Origin of the sequence: Caulobacter sp. CCH9-E1, from assembly GCF_001556515.1 — a bacterium.
Taxonomy (GTDB): Bacteria; Pseudomonadota; Alphaproteobacteria; order Caulobacterales; family Caulobacteraceae; genus Caulobacter.
On sequence record NZ_LSJA01000244.1, the window covers coordinates 1 to 15,982 of the forward strand.

16 protein-coding genes and 1 pseudogene are annotated in these 15,982 nt (G+C 67.8%); 8 read left to right on the forward strand and 9 right to left on the reverse strand.

Annotation, left to right across the window (positions count from 1 at the left end):
• Positions 1-195: 195 nt before the first annotated feature.
• Complete coding sequence (locus AX690_RS13710; RefSeq protein WP_066681234.1) at positions 196-1,056, reverse strand: crotonase/enoyl-CoA hydratase family protein; 861 nt, start codon at positions 1,054-1,056, stop codon at positions 196-198.
• Positions 1,057-1,139: 83 nt separating this feature from the next.
• Between AX690_RS13710 and AX690_RS13715 the strand changes: the two genes are divergently transcribed.
• Positions 1,140-1,931, forward strand: a complete 792-nt coding sequence (locus AX690_RS13715; protein ID WP_066681236.1) for an SH3 domain-containing protein — start codon at positions 1,140-1,142, stop codon at positions 1,929-1,931.
• A 23-nt stretch (positions 1,932-1,954) separates the two neighbouring features.
• Here the strand turns inward: AX690_RS13715 and AX690_RS13720 are convergent, their stop codons facing one another.
• Positions 1,955-2,389 carry a DUF488 family protein gene (locus AX690_RS13720; RefSeq protein WP_066681238.1) on the reverse strand — a complete coding sequence of 145 codons (435 nt, stop codon included), beginning with the start codon at positions 2,387-2,389 and terminating at the stop codon, positions 1,955-1,957.
• 72 nt (positions 2,390-2,461) lie between these two features.
• On the opposite strand from AX690_RS13720, the gene AX690_RS13725 reads away from it, so the two are divergent.
• The gene (locus AX690_RS13725; protein ID WP_066681240.1) at positions 2,462-3,352 is read left to right on the forward strand and encodes an alpha/beta fold hydrolase; all 891 of its coding nucleotides are present in this window, start codon (positions 2,462-2,464) and stop codon (positions 3,350-3,352) included.
• Here the strand turns inward: AX690_RS13725 and AX690_RS13730 are convergent.
• From AX690_RS13730 to AX690_RS13755, 6 genes are all read right to left on the reverse strand, one after another.
• Complete coding sequence (locus AX690_RS13730) at positions 3,349-4,296, reverse strand: thioesterase family protein (protein ID WP_066681241.1); 948 nt, start codon at positions 4,294-4,296, stop codon at positions 3,349-3,351. The genes AX690_RS13725 and AX690_RS13730 overlap by 4 nt on opposite strands.
• A 140-nt stretch (positions 4,297-4,436) precedes the next feature.
• Positions 4,437-4,640: a hypothetical protein gene (locus AX690_RS13735; protein ID WP_066681243.1), complete on the reverse strand. Its 204-nt coding sequence runs from the start codon at positions 4,638-4,640 to the stop codon at positions 4,437-4,439.
• A gap of 54 nt (positions 4,641-4,694) precedes the next feature.
• A complete protein-coding gene (locus AX690_RS13740) occupies positions 4,695-5,183 on the reverse strand; it encodes a Fur family transcriptional regulator (RefSeq protein WP_082769662.1) in 489 nt (162 codons plus the stop codon).
• A 58-nt stretch (positions 5,184-5,241) separates the two neighbouring features.
• Positions 5,242-6,015 (reverse strand): phosphatase PAP2 family protein, encoded by a 774-nt coding sequence (locus tag AX690_RS13745; protein WP_066681245.1) that lies wholly within the window; start codon positions 6,013-6,015, stop codon positions 5,242-5,244.
• Positions 6,016-6,075: 60 nt separating this feature from the next.
• Entirely contained in the window at positions 6,076-7,167 is a 1,092-nt protein-coding gene (locus tag AX690_RS13750; protein WP_156449672.1) for a deoxyhypusine synthase, read from the reverse strand.
• Positions 7,168-7,382: 215 nt separating this feature from the next.
• A complete protein-coding gene (locus tag AX690_RS13755; protein WP_066681248.1) occupies positions 7,383-8,642 on the reverse strand; it encodes a type III PLP-dependent enzyme in 1,260 nt (419 codons plus the stop codon).
• Between the two features lie 351 nt (positions 8,643-8,993).
• On the opposite strand from AX690_RS13755, the gene phnC reads away from it, so the two are divergent.
• The 6 genes and pseudogenes from phnC (at position 8,994) to AX690_RS13785 (ending at position 15,738) form a co-directional block, all read left to right on the forward strand.
• Positions 8,994-9,788 (forward strand): phosphonate ABC transporter ATP-binding protein, encoded by a 795-nt coding sequence (gene phnC, locus AX690_RS13760; RefSeq protein WP_066681249.1) that lies wholly within the window; start codon positions 8,994-8,996, stop codon positions 9,786-9,788.
• Positions 9,785-10,810 carry a phosphate/phosphite/phosphonate ABC transporter substrate-binding protein gene (phnD, locus tag AX690_RS13765; protein ID WP_066681250.1) on the forward strand — a complete coding sequence of 342 codons (1,026 nt, stop codon included), beginning with the start codon at positions 9,785-9,787 and terminating at the stop codon, positions 10,808-10,810. The genes phnC and phnD overlap by 4 nt, the downstream gene beginning before the upstream one ends.
• Before the next feature lie 11 nt (positions 10,811-10,821).
• Positions 10,822-11,655 carry a phosphonate ABC transporter, permease protein PhnE gene (gene phnE, locus AX690_RS13770; RefSeq protein WP_066681251.1) on the forward strand — a complete coding sequence of 278 codons (834 nt, stop codon included), beginning with the start codon at positions 10,822-10,824 and terminating at the stop codon, positions 11,653-11,655.
• Between the two features lie 414 nt (positions 11,656-12,069).
• Positions 12,070-13,170: pseudogene (locus tag AX690_RS13775) on the forward strand (OprO/OprP family phosphate-selective porin); the annotation flags it as partial.
• Between the two features lie 67 nt (positions 13,171-13,237).
• Entirely contained in the window at positions 13,238-14,281 is a 1,044-nt protein-coding gene (locus AX690_RS13780; RefSeq protein ID WP_066681252.1) for a substrate-binding domain-containing protein, read from the forward strand.
• 143 nt (positions 14,282-14,424) lie between these two features.
• On the forward strand, positions 14,425-15,738 hold the full coding sequence (locus AX690_RS13785; RefSeq protein WP_066681254.1) for a hemolysin family protein: 1,314 nt from the start codon (positions 14,425-14,427) through the stop codon (positions 15,736-15,738).
• A gap of 130 nt (positions 15,739-15,868) precedes the next feature.
• Here the strand turns inward: AX690_RS13785 and AX690_RS13790 are convergent.
• A partial coding sequence (locus AX690_RS13790; RefSeq protein ID WP_156449673.1) for a DUF559 domain-containing protein occupies positions 15,869-15,982 on the reverse strand: 114 nt, incomplete at its 5' end.

Sequence of the window (15,982 nt, forward strand, 5' to 3'; positions counted from 1 at the left end):
CGGAACCGCCATGCTACGGCGCCAACGTCCGCGAGTTTTTACACAGCCTCGGTCGGATCCAGAAATCAGGCCGCCGCCGAAACCCGACATTCGTGGACGTCTAAGTCCCGCCCAATCCGGCCAGCCCTGAAACCCCTCACCCTCCCGCCGCTGCGCGGCGGGCCCCGCCCTCTCCCTCTGGGAGCACAACCGCCCTCACATCTTCTTCTTCAGCGGCAGCAAATCCGGATACACCGCGTCCCGCTTCTGGGCCTTGGCCGCGAAGGCCTCGGCCATGTGCGGGCCGGAGAACATGCCCGTCTGCCAGGTGGCGATGTAGTCGAGGCCGTCGGCGATCGAGTGGTCGCGGGCGTAATTGATCATCACCTTGCTGCCGGCGACGGCCAGCGGCGATTTCTCGGCGATCTCGCGGGCGGTGGCCAGGGCGTGGTCGACCAGGGCCTCGTGGGTGTCGAAGAGCTCGTTGACCAGGCCGATGTCGCGCGCCTTGGCGGCCGGGAGGCGACGGCCGGTATAGGCCAGCTCTCGCACCCAGCCCTCCGGGATCAGCTTGCACAGGCGCGGGAAGGTGCCGACGTCGGCGGTCATGCCGATGTTGATCTCCTGGATCGAGAAGAAGGCGTCGGTCGTGGCGTAGCGGATGTCGCAGGCGCTGACGAAGTCGACCGCCCCGCCGATGCAGCCGCCCTGGATGGCGACGATCACCGGCATCCGGGCCCTGTCCAGGCAGCTGAAGGTCTCCTGCAGGTGATGGACGAAGCGGCGGAAGCTCTCGGCCGCCACCCAGCGGTCGGCGTCCTGGCGGACGGTCACGCCCTCGTCGTCGGTGAAGACGGAGAGGTCCATGCCGGCGCTGAAGTGCTTGCCGGTCGAGGAGATGACGATGCAGCGGGCGCGGGCGTTGTCGTCGATGTCGCGGACGATGGCCGGCAGCTCGTTCCAGAACGGCCGGGTCATGGTGTTCATGGCCTCGGGGCGTTTCAGCTGGATATGCGCGACGCCGCCTTCGATCTCGACCTTGAAACAGCTATACTCGACCTGATCGTGGCTGCTCATGCCGGCCTCCTTTTTTCGCTTGCGGCGACTATCGGCCGGGCGGCGGGCGGCGACAACGATGACCTGACGGAAGAGGCAACGAGATGAACGCGCGCAAGCTCTCATCGGTTCTGGCGACGGCGGCTCTGACAGCGTCCGCCCTGGCGGCGACCCCGGCTCCGGCCCTGGCGCAGTCGCGGCCGCTGAACGGGCTGTTCTCGTGCGAAGGGTCGGGCAAGAAGCAGGAGGGCGGCGCCCTGATCGGCGCGGCCGCCGGGGCCCTGCTGGGCCGCAGCCTGGCCAAGAACGAAAAGACCCTGGGCACGCTGATCGGCGCGGCCGCCGGCGCGGCGGCGGGCTCGTACATCGGCTGCCGGATGCAGTCGACCGACGCCGCCCTGGCCGAGCAGGCGACCAAGAAGGCTCTGGAAACCGGCGTCGCCCAGAGCTGGTACAACAAGCGCACCGGCAATTCGGGCCGCGTCAGCGTGGCGTCGTCCAGCTATGGGCCGCCGATCGACAGCCGCAACATGCGGTTCGCGCCGGGTGTCCAGGCCCTGCCCAGCTACGAGGCGGCCGGCGGCGCCTATGTGGCCGGATCGACCGCCAACCTCCGCGCCGGCCCCTCCACGCGGACGGCGGTGGTCGGCAGGCTCGCGGCGGGCGAGACCTTCGACGCGCTCGGCCTGGCGCCGGCGGGCGGCTGGGTGCTGGTCGGGCGCGGCGGCGAGGGCGTCGGCTATGCGGCCGACTCCCTGGTGCGGCCGGCGGGCCAGACGATCGCCAGCTGCCGGGTGATCGACGCCTCGGTCTCGGTCGGCGGACGCGGAACCTCCAGCCAGCGCTACAGCGCCTGCCGCGACGCCCGCGGCGAATGGCAGCTGACCCAGGCCTAGGGCCCTTCTCCAGGGCGCCGGGGCTACAGGTCCACGACCTCGCACTTCAGCGTCGCGCGGATGCGGTCGGCGACGATCTGGCGGTGGCAGCAGTTGGGATCGTCCTCGTAACAGAGCAGGGCGATCCGCTTGTCCTTGGCCAGCTCGGTGGCCTGAGCCAGGGCCAGCTGCGCCGCCGGCTCCTCGAGGTGGGCGTTGAAGATCTGGCGCATCTCGTCGGTGCGTCCGGCCCGGGCGGCGTCGCGGCCGGGCTTGGGCGTGCCGAGCGCGCGCAGGTGCAGATAGCCGACGCCCTCGGCGTTCAGGCTGTTTCCCAGCAAGGTCTTGGAGAAGCCAGCCTTGCGCGAGCTGGCGACGGCGCGGACGTCGACGACCAGCTCGACGTCGGCGGCCTTGAGGCGCTGGATCATCCCGGCTTGGGTGTCGGTCTCGTAGCCGATGGTCGCCAGTCTGTTCATCTCTCGCCTCTCCATGGACGCGCGCCGATCGCGAGCCTAACTTAGTCTCGTCTGGACCACAGGAGCCCGCCGATGGACGCGGCCGTCTTTCGCGAACCGCGCAAGCGCGCCACGCCGGTCGCCGGCGGCGTGATCGCGGGCCTTGAATTTGGCCCGACCGATCGGCCGATCGACATCGTCTTCGTCCACGCCAATGGCTTCAACGCCCAGACCTATCGAACGCTGCTTTCGCCCCTGGCGGCCAGCCTGCGCATCCTGGCGATCGACCAGCGCGGTCATGGCGCCACCACACTGCCGGCCGAGCCGGAGGGACGGCGTTCCTGGCGCGACCTGCGAGACGATCTCGTCGGCCTGCTCGACGCCTTGGGCGGCCCTCCGGTCGTCCTGGCGGGTCACTCGATGGGCGGGACCGTCAGCCTGCTGGCCGCCGCCGAGCGGCCGGAGCGGGTCAAGGGTCTGGTCCTGCTGGATCCCGTGATCATGCCGTGGCTGGGCATGCTCTACGCCAAGGCCCCTTGGACCTCGGGCCGGATGTGGAAGCGCATGCCGATGGTGCAGGGGGCCCTGCGCCGCCGCGCGGTGTTCGACAGCCGCGAGGCCGCCTTCGCCGCCTACAAGGGCCGGGGCGCCTTCAAGACCTGGCCCGAGACGATGCTGGCCGACTATGTGGCCGGCGGGTTCGTGGAGCGGCCGGAGGGCGCGGTCGGCCTGGCCTGCGCGCCGGCCTGGGAGGCCTCGAACTACGCCGCCCAGGCGCATGACCCGTGGCGCGCGGTGCGGCAGGCCAGGGCCCCCGTCCGGATCCTGAAGGCCGAAAAGCACTCGACCTGTCGCGCGGGTCCAGGCTTCGCGCGCCGGGGGCGCGACGTGCGGATCGAGACCGTGCCGGGGACCAGCCACTTCCTGCCGATGGAGCGCCCGGACGTGGTCCGCGACGCGCTGTTCGACATGGCGACGGCCTAGAGCGCCAGCCCCGCGATCTCGTGCTTGGCCAAGGCCGCGCGGGCGGCGTCGCTGACCGGCGCCACCTTGCGGGCGTCTAGGTCGAAGGTGATGGCGACGGCTTCCGACGTCCCCCAGGGCTCCCCGGTGGCGGGGTCCAGCATCCAGTGGACCACCCGCATCGTCCGGGCGTCGGTTCCCACGAGACCTGAGCGGATGTCGATCCGGTCGCCGATCCGCGGCCAGGCTAGATAGGCGATCCTGTATTCCAGCACCGCGCCGCCCATGCGCTTCGGCTTGTGCTCGGCGTGTTCGACGACGAGGTCGCGGAACGGGTGGATGAAGGCCCCGATGCCGTCCGAGACCCGGCCGATGAACTGCTCGGCGCGCATTCGTCCGTATACGTCACAATCGCTCGGCAGCAGGCCGCCCAGGCCTATGCGAGAGAGCTTCAGCGCGTCGGCGCGGGCCAGGCTGGCGGTCGGGGCGAAGGGCGATAGGTCGAGACTGCGCGCCCGCGCCTTTTCCGGGACCTCGACCATCAGGGCCTGCGCGCGCTCGCGGGCGATCTTCGGCCAGGAGAAGGGCTGGCCCTCGCGCGGGGTGGCGTGGACCACGGTGGTCTGGAAGGTCGCCGCCAGCTCGCCCGAGGCGGGATGGATCAAGAGCTGCAGCAGCCGCGCCTCGGTTTCGCCCATCTCGATCACCCCGCCCAGCATGGTCAGCGGCGCGCCGGCGTGGGCTTCGCGCAGGAAGCGGATGTGGTGCTCCTTGACCAGCAGGGTGGCGTTGGCGTGCGGCGAGAAGGCCTGGGGCATGCCCAGCTCGGCGGCCAGGCCGATCAGGCCCTCCTGGGCTCGGGCCACGTAGTGGCGCACGTTCATGTGCCCCATCTCGTCGCAGTCCCAGGTGTTGACGCCGCCGCGCCAGATCTCGACGCCGGGAAGACCCTCAGCGGCCGTCATGGCGCGGCTCCCTAAAGACAAGAATGGCGCGCCAGATCTCTACGCCAGGAAGCGGCTCTGCGGTCGTCATGGCGGCGTGACTCGAACGGGAGTGGAAACAGCCGTTCGAGTCTAGCGGCTGAGATGAGCTTGGCTAGAGCCTAGCGCTTGCCCTCGGCCGGATCACCGGCCGGGCCCTTGAAGGTGTTCCCGATCTCTTCGGCGTCCGGGCCGTCGGGTCCCGCGCGCTTGCGGGATTCCTCGCCGGTTTTCTGGACGCTCTTTTTCCCGCCCAGGGCGGTGAAGTCGCCCAGAGGCTCGGCTTCGTTGGCCTTGCGGCCGTCGGTGTTGGGTTGCTCGGCCATGGTCGTTCTCCCTTGGTGACCCAAGGAGAACAGGAGGCGGGCGGGGTTGTTCCCCTAGGCGTCCTTGCAGTCGGCGCAGAGGCCATGGGCCTCGATGGTCACGCCGGTCAGGGCGTAGCCGGCCGCGGCCCCGGCGGCGATGATCTCGGCGCTGGCCTTGGGCTCGATCTCGCGCGTCGCGCCGCAGCAGTCGCAGATCAGGAAGGCGGCGGCGTGGCCGTCGGCCTCTTTGCGGCAGGCGACATAGGCGTTGAGGCTCTCGATCCGGTGGGCGAAGCCCTGCTTCTCCAGGAAGTCGAGGGCGCGATAGACGGTCGGCGGCTTGGCCGGCGGGCCCGAGCCGCCGAAGGTCGAGATCAGGTCGTAGGCCTTCACCGGCTGGCCCGCCTGCAACAGCAGTTCCAGCACGCGGCGACGGGGGGCCGTCAGGCGCTGGTCGGCGGCGACGCAGCGCGCTTCGGCGGCGTCCAGCTCCGCGGCCAGCGCCGCGCCGGCCACGCCGTGGTGGTGGTGATCGTGTCCGCAGGAAGCGCCTTGGGCCATGCCCAAGAGGTAGAGGTCCGGACGCGCCGGCGCAACCTTGGCCTTATGGCGCGGCGTCTCAGAACAGGGGCGCGCCGACCAGATTCGCCTCGGCGGTGCATCGCGCGGCATCCAGCGGGCGGGCCTTGGCGCGCGCCTCGTCGGACTCGGCGCGGACGGCGGCGAGGTCGGCTTTGAACGCGTCCGAGCTCCATAGCGCCGCGAACAGGGTTTCGGCGTTGCGCTTGCCGGCCTCGACGCTGCTGGCGTTGTGCACCCCGCAGATCACGCGGCTTTCGCCATAGGCCCGCGCGCGGGCCAGGATGGCGTTCGAGCGGTCCGGCGCCACGTCCGACAGCAGCAGGCCGACCGTCCAGCCCCAGGTGGCGTGACCCGACGGATAGTCGGGCGAGAACCGGAAGCCGAAGCCTGGCTTGATGCAGATCGGCGCGCTTTCGGACAGATAGGGACGAGGCCGCATGTACTTGAGCTTCGGCCCCGCCACGGCCGAGCGCACGTCGCGGCTCATGCGCATCAGCATCGCCGCCAGCTTGGGATTGGTCTCGCGGGTGGGCGTATAGCCCAGCGCGCAGGCGTAGGCGTCGAGGATCTTTTCCTCGGCGTTGTCGGCCTGGGCCAGGGACCAGCGCGGGGTGTTCTTCAGCGCGCGGGTGGTCAGGAAGATCTCGCGATCCTTCTCCGCCTGGGGCGAGCCCTTGGCGGGCGGCGGCGGGACGTGGTCGCGGGCGTCGAAGGCGCTCTTGGGCAGATACCGCGGATAGGTTCCGGCGTCGCCGCTCAGTGTGGCGCAGCCCGACAGGGCCAGGAGGGCGACGACGGCCAATGCGCGCATGAAAAAGGTCCCCGGAATTTCTTCCGGGGACCCTGCATTCTCAGCGCACGCCGATCAAGCTTACTTGCCGAACAGCTTGTTCCAGCGCGGCTTCTCGCGGCCTTCCCAGGCCTTGCGCCAGTAGGCGTCCGAGGCGATCAGCGGGACCACCGTGGTGGCTTCGGCGAACACCATCTGTTCGTAGGTGGTCGAGACCTTGCCCCACGAGGCGGCTTCCTTCAGCGTCGACGAGCTGCAGGCGCCGTCGCGCACGTCGGCCACCGTGATCTGGATGGCGTACTTGTGCATGTCGGCCTCGACGCCGAGGATCTCGGCGCAGACGACGGTGTCCTGGGCGAAGTTCTTCGGCACGCCGCCGCCGACCATGAACAGGCCCGTGGTGCCGGCCGCGATCTTGATGTCGGTCAGTTCGCGGAAGTCGGCCACGGCGTCGATCATCAGGTAGGGCTGCTTGGCGGCGGCCCGTTCCTTCTGGTGCTTGACCAGGCCGAAACCGGCCGAGCTGTCGACAAAGGCTGGGCAGAAGATCGGCACGCCTTCTTCATAGGCGGTCTGGATCAGCGAGCCTTGCTTCTTGGCGTTGCCCTCCGACAGCCACTTGCCCATCTCCCAGATGAACTCGCGCGAGGAATAGCCGCGCGGCTCCAGGCGGTTGGCGATCTCGAGGATCGTGTGGTCGCAGGCCTGCAGCTCTTCTTCGTCGATATAGGTGTCGTAGATGCGGTCGATGTAGTTGTCGCGCAGGACGTTGTCGTCGACCGGGCCGGCGGCCTGGTAGTGCTTGAAGCCGAGGGCCTCGAAGAAGTCCATGTCGACGATGCTGGCGCCGGTGGCGACCACGGCGTCGATCATGCCGTTCTTCACCATGTCGCGGTAGACGTGCATGCAGCCGCCGGCCGAGGTCGAGCCGGCCAGGATCAGCCAGGTCGAGCAGCCCTTGTCGGCCAGAGCCATGTTGAAGATGTCGGCGGCGCGGGCGGTGTCGCGCGAGCTGAACGACATCTTGCGCATCGAGTCGATGATCGGGCGGGCGTCATACGACGTGATGTCGACGTGCTCGACGGTCTTCTGGAGCAGTTCGGCCTTGGTGTTCGGAACGGGAGCGTTCATCGCTTCGGTTTCCCTGACTTTGGACGCCCGTCGTTGGAACAGAACCTTCGCCGGGACGGAGCGACCGACGAAAGCGGGAAACGCGGCGAGCGTGACAGCCGAAAGTGGAAGCCGGTTTCGGCGGTTGTCACGCTCTATACTAGGTTGGCGCCGGGCCTTCCTTCTTTCGAAGGAAGGCCCGGTGGCCTCCGGCGTCTGAACGTCGGAGGTGGCGCGCGGTTTAACTCAGAAATGGTCTACTGGCGAACCACGTCGATTTAGCGACGGCGCTTGCGCTTGCCGGCCGCGCCCTTGGGACGCGAGAAGCGGACGATCTTGCGCTCTTCCGTCTCCTGGCGGACGGGCGGGATCGAGCGCTTGGCCAGGCCGTACATCGAGGCCATCGGCGCGTCCTGCACCAGGGCGGTGTCGGTCTCGCCGAAGCCGTTGAAGCGGGTGTTCATGGCCACGCCATAGGCGCCGAGCATGCCGATCTCGATGTAGTCGCCCTCGTCGACGCTTTCCGGCAGGTAGAAGGGACCGGGCATGTGGTCGACGCTGTCGCAGGTCGGGCCGTAGAAGCGGAAGGGCTTGAGGCCCTCTTCCACGACTTCGCCGTTCTTGCGGAAAAGCTTGACCGGGAAGGGCCACTTCATGTGCGCGGCGTCGAACAGCGAGCCGTACGACCCGTCGTTCAGATACAGCGCGTCGCCCTTCTTCAGCTCGACCTTGACCAGCAGCGACGAGGCCTCGGCCACCAGGGCGCGGCCCGGCTCGCACCAGAGCTCGGTGGTCTCGTGGACCATCATCTCGGCGAAGCCGCGGTCGATGGCCGCCAGATACTCGGAGAGATCCGGCGGGACCATGCCCGGATAGATCGACGGGAAGCCGCCGCCGACGTCGACGACATCGGCCAGCACGCCGGCCCGGACCAGGGCGCGGCTGGCCTGGGCCATCGCCGCCTGGAACGCCGTCGGGCGCATGCACTGGCTGCCGACGTGGAACGACACGCCCATCAGGTCCTGGGTGGCGCGACGGGCGGCCAGCATCAGGGCGGGGGCGTTGTGCATCTCGACGCCGAACTTGCCCGACAGGCTGTAGGCCGCGCCTTCGGCCTGGACGCCCATGCGGACGATCAGGTTCAGGTCCTTGGCGTTACCCGTGGAGTCCAGGATCTTGGCCAGCTCTTCGTGGGTGTCGAACGAGAAGGTCTTCACGCCGTGGTCGAAATAGGCGGCGGCGATCGCCGCCCGGCTCTTGACCGGGTGCATGAAAGCCATGCGCGAGCCCGGGGCCTCGGCGGCCACGAGTTCGATCTCGTTCAGCGACGCGACGTCGAAGGACCGCACGCCGGCCTGAGCCAGCTCGCGGATCACCCACGGCGAAGGATTGGCCTTCACCGCATAGAAGACGTCGCCTTTAAATTCGGACTGGAACCAGCGCGCAGCTACGGAAACCGCGTCAGGCCGCACGAGTGCGACGGGACGTTCCGGTGACCGCTCACGGACCAGGTCCAGGGGCGAATGGTACGTGCGCAATTCACGTAACCCCCTGTTGGAAGTTAAACCCAGGCCGGCGTTAGCAGCGTTTAGAGGACTTCGGGTCCGCCGGAGCCGTGCGAAATAGGGGCATTGATCCGGGATGTAAAGACCCTTTTGCGGCCTAGTTTCGGGGCGAATTGTTCCACCCGAGCGCGTGGACCGAAAGGGCGAGCGGATTCAGGGGGGCGAAGCGCTCCGCGTCCGGAAAATCAGGGCGTCGATCGCGGGGCGCGGGTCCGTTCGGACCCGATAAGAGGCCTCATCTGTCACAAATACATTGCGAACCTGCCCCAAACCGGTGATCGCATTCCCCAAGTCGTGAAACCACGTTAAGGATTCGTCCCGACCATGACGTCGGACCCAGTTCTCTCGATCCGCGCCGCCTCCAAGACCTTCGGGTCCCGTCGCGCGCTGGACGCCGTCTCCCTCGATGTGAATCGAGGCGAGATGATCGCGCTCATCGGCCCGTCTGGCTCGGGCAAATCCACCCTGCTGCGCTCGATCGACGGTCTGCAGACCATCGATGAGGGGGACGGCCTGATCTCGGCCTTCGGCGGCCCGGTCCAGGCCAAGGGCAAGGTGTCGAACGAGGTGCGCAAGGCGCGCATCCGCATCGGCTTCGTCGCCCAGCAGTTCAACCTGGTCGGTCGGCTGTCGCTGTTCAGCAATGTCGCCCTGGGCTCGCTGGGGCGCATTCCGCTGATGCGCGGCCTGCTCGGCTGGTGGCCCAAGGAGACGCGCCAGGCGGCCATGGCGGCGCTCGCCCGCGTCGGCGTCGCCGACTACGCCGCCCAGCGCGCCAACACCCTGTCAGGCGGCCAGCAGCAGCGCGGCGCCATCGCCCGCGCGCTCGTCCAGCAGGCCAAGATCATCCTGGCCGACGAGCCGGTCGCCTCGCTGGACCCGGTCTCGGCCCGCAAGGTCATGGAGATCCTGCGTGATCTCAATCAAACCGATGGCCTGACCGTCGTCGTAACCCTGCACCAAGTGGACTACGCCCTGCGCTATTGCGACCGGGTCGTGGCCCTCAAGGCTGGGCGCAAAGTCTATGATGGTCCGGCGTCCGGCCTGAATCGCGAAAAACTCATCGACATCTACGGCCCGGAATTCGAGGACGTGTTCTGGGAAGGAGCCCCGCAATGATCAACCGTCGTTCGGCCATCGTGATCGCCGCCGGCTTGTCGGCCCTGGCGCTCGCCTCGTGCGGCAAGGCCCCGCAGACGCCCGCCGCCAAGGACACGATCACCTTCTCGATCCTGTCGACCGAGTCGGCCCAGAACATGGAGAGCTACTGGAAGCCCATCCTGGCCGACATGGAAAAGCAGACCGGCCTCAAGGTGAAGCCGTTCTTCTCGTCCAACTACTCGTCGCTGATCGTGGCCATGGGCGCCAAGCAGACGGACGTGGGCTGGTTCTCGAACCAGTCGGGCCTTGAAGCCGTGCGCCGCTCGAACGGCGAAGTGTTCGCCCGCACCTTCGATCCGTCGGGCACCGACGGCTACAAGTCGGTGATCATCGTGCCGGCGGACAGCAAGATCCAGTCGGTCCAGGACCTCTTGAAGTGCGACAAGTCGCTGAACTTCGGCATCGGCGACAAGAAGTCGACCTCGGGCACCCTGGCGCCGATGACCTACGTCTTCATCCCGGCCAACAAGAAGCCGGAGGAGTGCTTCAAGACCGTGATCAGCGCCAACCACCAGGCGAACCTGTTCGCGGTGGCCAACGGCAAGCTGGACGCGGCGACCAACAACTCCACCGCCATCGGCCTGTCCAAGGCGCGGGGCGAGGGCGTCACCGACAAGGTCCGGGTGATCTGGCAGTCGCCGACCCTGCCCGAGGATCCGATCGTCTGGCGCAAGGACCTCGATCCCGCGATCAAGGAAAAGCTGCGCCAGTTCTTCCTGACCTACGCCCAAGGCGACACGCCGGAGGCCGAGCAGCAGCGCGGCTATCTGAAGAAGCTCAGCATCGGCGGCTTCAAGCCGGCTGACGACTCGCACCTGCTGGTCGTGCGCGAGATGGAGGCCACCGAGCAGCTGGGCCTGGCCCGCGAGGCCGGCGACCAGGCCAAGATCGCCGCCGCCCAGAAGTCGCTGGACCAGATCAAGGCTGAACGCGTCGCCGCCGAAGGCAAGGCCGGCGTCGCCTCGACGCCCGCGAACTGAGGCCCGGCAGCATGAGCGACGTCGCGATGAAGGACGCGGGGGTTCCGGCGCCGCCCAAGCGCTCGGCCTCGGCCCTGGCCTTCGACACCTTGCTGTGGGGCGGGGTCATTCTGCTGCTGGTCGTCAGCTTCAAGCCGGCCGAGATCGACAAGTTCCCGCAGCTGTTCACCGACACCGAGCGGACCGGGAACTTCGCCAAGCTGTTCTTCAAGCCGTTCACCGACCCTGCGCTGTTCCTGTCGATGGACTGGGCCCTGTTCATCGGCAAGATGTGGCAGACCATCCAGATGGCGCTGTGGGGCACGGCCCTGGCGATCATCGTGGCGATCCCGCTGGGCCTGCTGGGCGCGCGCAACATCGCCCCGGTCTGGATCCAGCAGCCGGTGCGCCGGGTGCTGGACCTGATCCGCTCGATCCCGGACCTCGTCGTGGCGCTGATCTTCATCACCGCCGTGGGCCTGGGTCCCTTCGCCGGCGTCATGTCGATCATGTTCAACACCGGCGGCGTGCTGGCGAAGCTCTTCGCGGAAGCCGTCGAGTCGATCGACAAGGGGCCGGTCGAGGGCGTGCGGGCGACCGGCGCGGTCAAGCTGCAGGAGATCATCTGGGGCGTGATCCCCCAGGTGGCCCCGCTGTGGACCAGCTACGCGCTCTACCGCTTCGAGTCGTCGAGCCGGGCGGCCACGGTGCTGGGCATCATCGGCGCGGGCGGCATCGGCCAGATCCTGTTCGACTCGATCAACGCCTTCCAGTTCGACCAGACCGGCTGCATCGTCCTGGTCATCGTCGTGGCGGTGTCGATGATCGACCTGCTGTCGCAGATCATCCGTACGCGGCTTCTGTAGTCTTCGAGACAGATCTTCCGGCGCCTTCCTCGCCATCCGGCGGGGGAGGCGTTTTCGATTAGCGCTCCCACCGTCGGTGAACGGACGTTTTCGGCCGAGTCTTGTTGCCGGAACGCCACAGCTTAAGACCTTGAAAACGCTTGTCGCTTGGCTGTCACAAATCGGTGGCGGAAGCGTCACAGACCCCCGTTAAGCCCGATTTCAACCTGATCCACCTCGAGACGGGTGAGAGGACAGGGGGGGGCTTTCAAGGGGAATTCTCAAATGAGCATCAAGACCTCGCTGGTCGCCGGTTCGGCGCTGGCCGTCGCGCTCGCGATCGGCATGGGCGTCACCGCTCAGGCCCAGGAAATGGGCTACAAGTGAAGCGGCGCTCCGCAGTTCAGCAACGACGACACCTCGTTCAAGGTCCGTGGCCGGATCCTGTTCGACTACGTCAACCAGGACATCAAGCGCGATGGCCCCGGCGGCGACTTCAAGACCAGCAACGCCCGCGGCCGCCAGGCCTTCCTCGGCGTCGAAGGCAAGCTGAACAGCTACTTCGCCTACAAGCTCGAAGGCGGCGCGGTGAATGGCGGCTCCTGGGGCTGGGATGACGCGGTCATCGAGTACAAGCCCAGCGAGCCGGTCTCGATCCTGTTCGGCAACGTCAAGGTCGCCGGCCTCGAGAACCTGACCTCGACCCGCTTCACCACCTTCATGGACCGCGGTCCGTACGGCGACTTCGGCGTCGACAGCTACCTGCTGGGCGTGGTCGGCAAGTACAGCGGCTACAACTACTCGATGTCGCTGGGCGTCCAGGGCGCCAGCCTCAACAGCACCGACGTCAACGTCGCCAGCGCCGACTCCAAGGAGCGCCTGACGATCACGGCCCGCGGCCACTACGCGCTGATCAACACCGACACCGACAAGCTGCACCTGGCGGTGTCGTACCGTTACCGCAACCGCGGCGACGAAAGCGCCTTCGCCTATACCGGCCGCACCAACACCGCCTACAGCAACGCCACGTTCTACACGACCGGCGGCATCGGCAACCGCGACAAGACGATCGCCGTCGAAGGCGCCTGGGTCCATGGCCCGTTGTCGGTCCAGGCCGAATATTCGAGCATCGACGTGACCCGCGCGGGCACGGCCGGCGATGATCCGACGATCAAGGTCGGCTACGCCTTCGTCAGCTTCTGGCCGACGGGTGAGATGCGCAACTACGACGCGGCCGCCGGCGAATTCAAGCGTCCGAAGATCCTGAACCCGGTCACGGCCGGCGGCTTCGGCGGCGTGGAACTGGCTGTCCGTTACGATCTGGCCGACACGACCGACGCCTACAAGACCCTGAAGGTGAAGCCCGCCACGTCGCAGGCCGGCGAGTACACCGGCTGGACCCTGGGCGTGAACTACTACCCGACGTCGTATGTCCGCTTCCAGGCGAACTACACCGACGGCAAGGTCGACAATTACGGCCCGAACACGGACTTCGACGTCAAGCAGTTCCAGCTGCGCGCCCAGCTCGACTTCTAAGCGTCGCCAATCTTCCGGGCGGTCCGCGCAGCGGTCCGCCCCTACCCCTCTCCCCTAGGAGTTCGTCATGAAGAAGCTTCTGTCCTGCGCGGCCGCCGCCGTGGCCCTCTCGGGTCTGGCCGCCGCCCCCGCCCACGCCGCCCGCGACTACGTCTGGGCCGCCGGTTCCTCGACCGTGTTCCCGTTCGCCACCCGCACCGCCGAGAACTTCGCCAAGAAGTCCGGCAAGAAGGCGCCGAAGGTCGAAAGCCTCGGCACCGGCGGCGGCATCAAGCTGTTCTGCGGCGGCACGGGCGAAGGCTTCCCGGATATCGCCAACGCCTCGCGTCCGATGAAGAAGTCGGAGTTCGACGCCTGCGCCGCCAAGGGCGTCAAGGACATCCTGCAGATCAAGATCGGCTTCGACGGCATCGTGGTCGCCACCGACAAGGACGGCGCCGACTACAACTTCAAGCTCGAGCACCTGTACCAAGGCCTGTCCAAGCAGGTGCTGAAGGGCGGCCAGTTCGTCGCCAACCCGCACAAGACCTGGGACGATGTCGCCGGCGGCCTGCCGGGCAACCGCATCCAGGTCTACGGTCCGCCGCCGACCTCGGGCACCCGCGACGCCTTCGTCGAACTGGCCATCGAGGCCGGCGCCCGCAAGTATCCGACCCTGGACGCCATCCGCTCGGACAACGAGAAGAAGTACAAGGCCCTGGTCGACCCGCTGCGCTCCGACGGCTGGATCGACGCTGGCGAGAACGACAACGCCATCGTCGGCACCCTGACCAAGACCCCGGGCTCGCTGGGCGTCTTTGGCTGGTCCTACCTCGAAGAGAACATGGACAAGATCAAGGGCGCCTCGGTCAACGGCGTGCGCCCGTCGGCCCAGACGATCTCGGACGGCAGCTATCCGCTGTCGCGTTCGCTCTACATCTACGTCAAGAAGGCCAACATCGGCGTCACGCCGGGCCTCGAGGAATTCCTGAAGGAGTTCACCTCGGACGCCGCGACGGGCCGTGGCGGCTATCTGCAAGGCCGCGGCCTGATCCCGCTGCCTCCGGGCCAGCACGACGCCCAGAAGGCTATTGTGAACAACAAGACCGTGATGGGCCGTCCGGCCGCCTAAGCGACTGTTCGAGCCTCGGGCTTGAGATCGACGCCGTGGTCCTATGGGCCACGGCGTTTTTCTTTGTATAGTGAGCCGGCCGGGCCTCCCATCGCCCGCGCCGCGGTCGCCGTCCGGCGACGCGTCCCCGACCCTGAAGGGCCATGATCCTCGTCGCGCTCGCCGTCGTCCTCCTCCTCGTTCTGCTGAACGGGGTTTTCGCCATGTCCGAACTGGCCGTCGTCTCGGCCCGCAAGGCCCGCCTGCAAGGCTTCGCCGACCGGGGCGACAAGGGGGCCAAGCTGGCCCTCGACATGGCCGAGCATCCGACCCGGTTCCTGTCGGCCGTGCAGGTCGGCATCACCCTGATCGGCATCTTCGCCGGCGCCTACGGCCAGGCCACCATCGCCGGGGCGCTGGACGCCTGGCTTGAGCACAGCGTTCCGACCCTGGCCAAGTACTCCGAAGCCATCGCCACCGGCGTCGTCGTCGTCGGCCTGACCTATGTCTCCGTGATCCTCGGCGAGCTGGTGCCCAAGCGCCTGGCCCTGATGTTCCCCGACGCCATCGCCCGCCGCATGTCGCCGTTCCTGGCCGTGATGGCCACGGTGCTGCGCCCGTTCGTCACCCTGCTGACCGTCTCGACCGCGGCGGTGCTGAAGCTGATGGGCGTGCGCGACGAGCGCAACAGCGGCATCACCTCCGAGGAGGTCGAGACCGTCCTGGCCGAAGGCGCCGACGCCGGCCTGATCGAGCCCGAGGAGCGGGCCATGATCAACGAGGTCCTGCGCCTGGGCGACCGTCCCGTCCGCGTGGCCATGACCCCGCGCCGCGACCTCTTCTGGGTGTCGCTGGCCGACAGCCCCGAGACCGTGCTCAAGGAAATCCGCGCCAGCGCCCACTCGCGCATCCTGGTCGCCACCGAGGACGATTTGGACGGCGACATCGGCGTCGTTCTCAAGAAGGACCTGCTGGACGCCTGCCTGGCCGACGAGCCGCTCGACCTGAAGGCCCACGTCCAGCAGCCGGTCGCCATTCCCGAAACCATGTCGCTGCTGAAGGCCCTGGCGGTGTTCAAGCAGACCAGCCTGCACATGGCCCTGGTGGTCGACGAGTTCGGCTCGCTGCAGGGCGCGATCACGCCGCTGGACCTCTTGGAAATGATCGCCGGCGACTTCCCCGAGGACCACGACGACGACGAGACCCGGATCATCCGCCGCGACGACGGCAGCTGGCTGATCGACGCCCGCCTCGACATCCAGGAGCTGAATGATCACCTGGGCGAGAACTTCGAGGCCGACGGCGGCTACCACACCGTGGCCGGCCTGATCCTCGACCGCCTGGGCCGCATTCCCGGCGAGGGCGAGCACCTGGCCATGGGCGGTTTCGACATCGAGATCGTCGACATGGACGGCTCGCGGATCGACAAGGTGATCCTCAAGCCCGGCAAGCGGAAGAAGGACGAGGCGGCGGGGTAAAGGGGGCGGCAAGCGAGTAGCGGACCTAGCGGGGTTCCGCTGAGGGTGGTTAGGTGGCGTTCACGAATCCCTCTCTCTGGAGAGAGGGAGGGGCCCGTCCCGACGCCCGTCGGGACGGGAGGGTGAGAGGCTACTGCCTGCCCGAACGCAACACCGACAGGATCTCGTCCGCCGTCCCGCCGGGGTCAGCCAGCACCCGCTCGTTTCGGAAGCGCAGGACGAGATAGCCAAAAAGCGCCAAAGT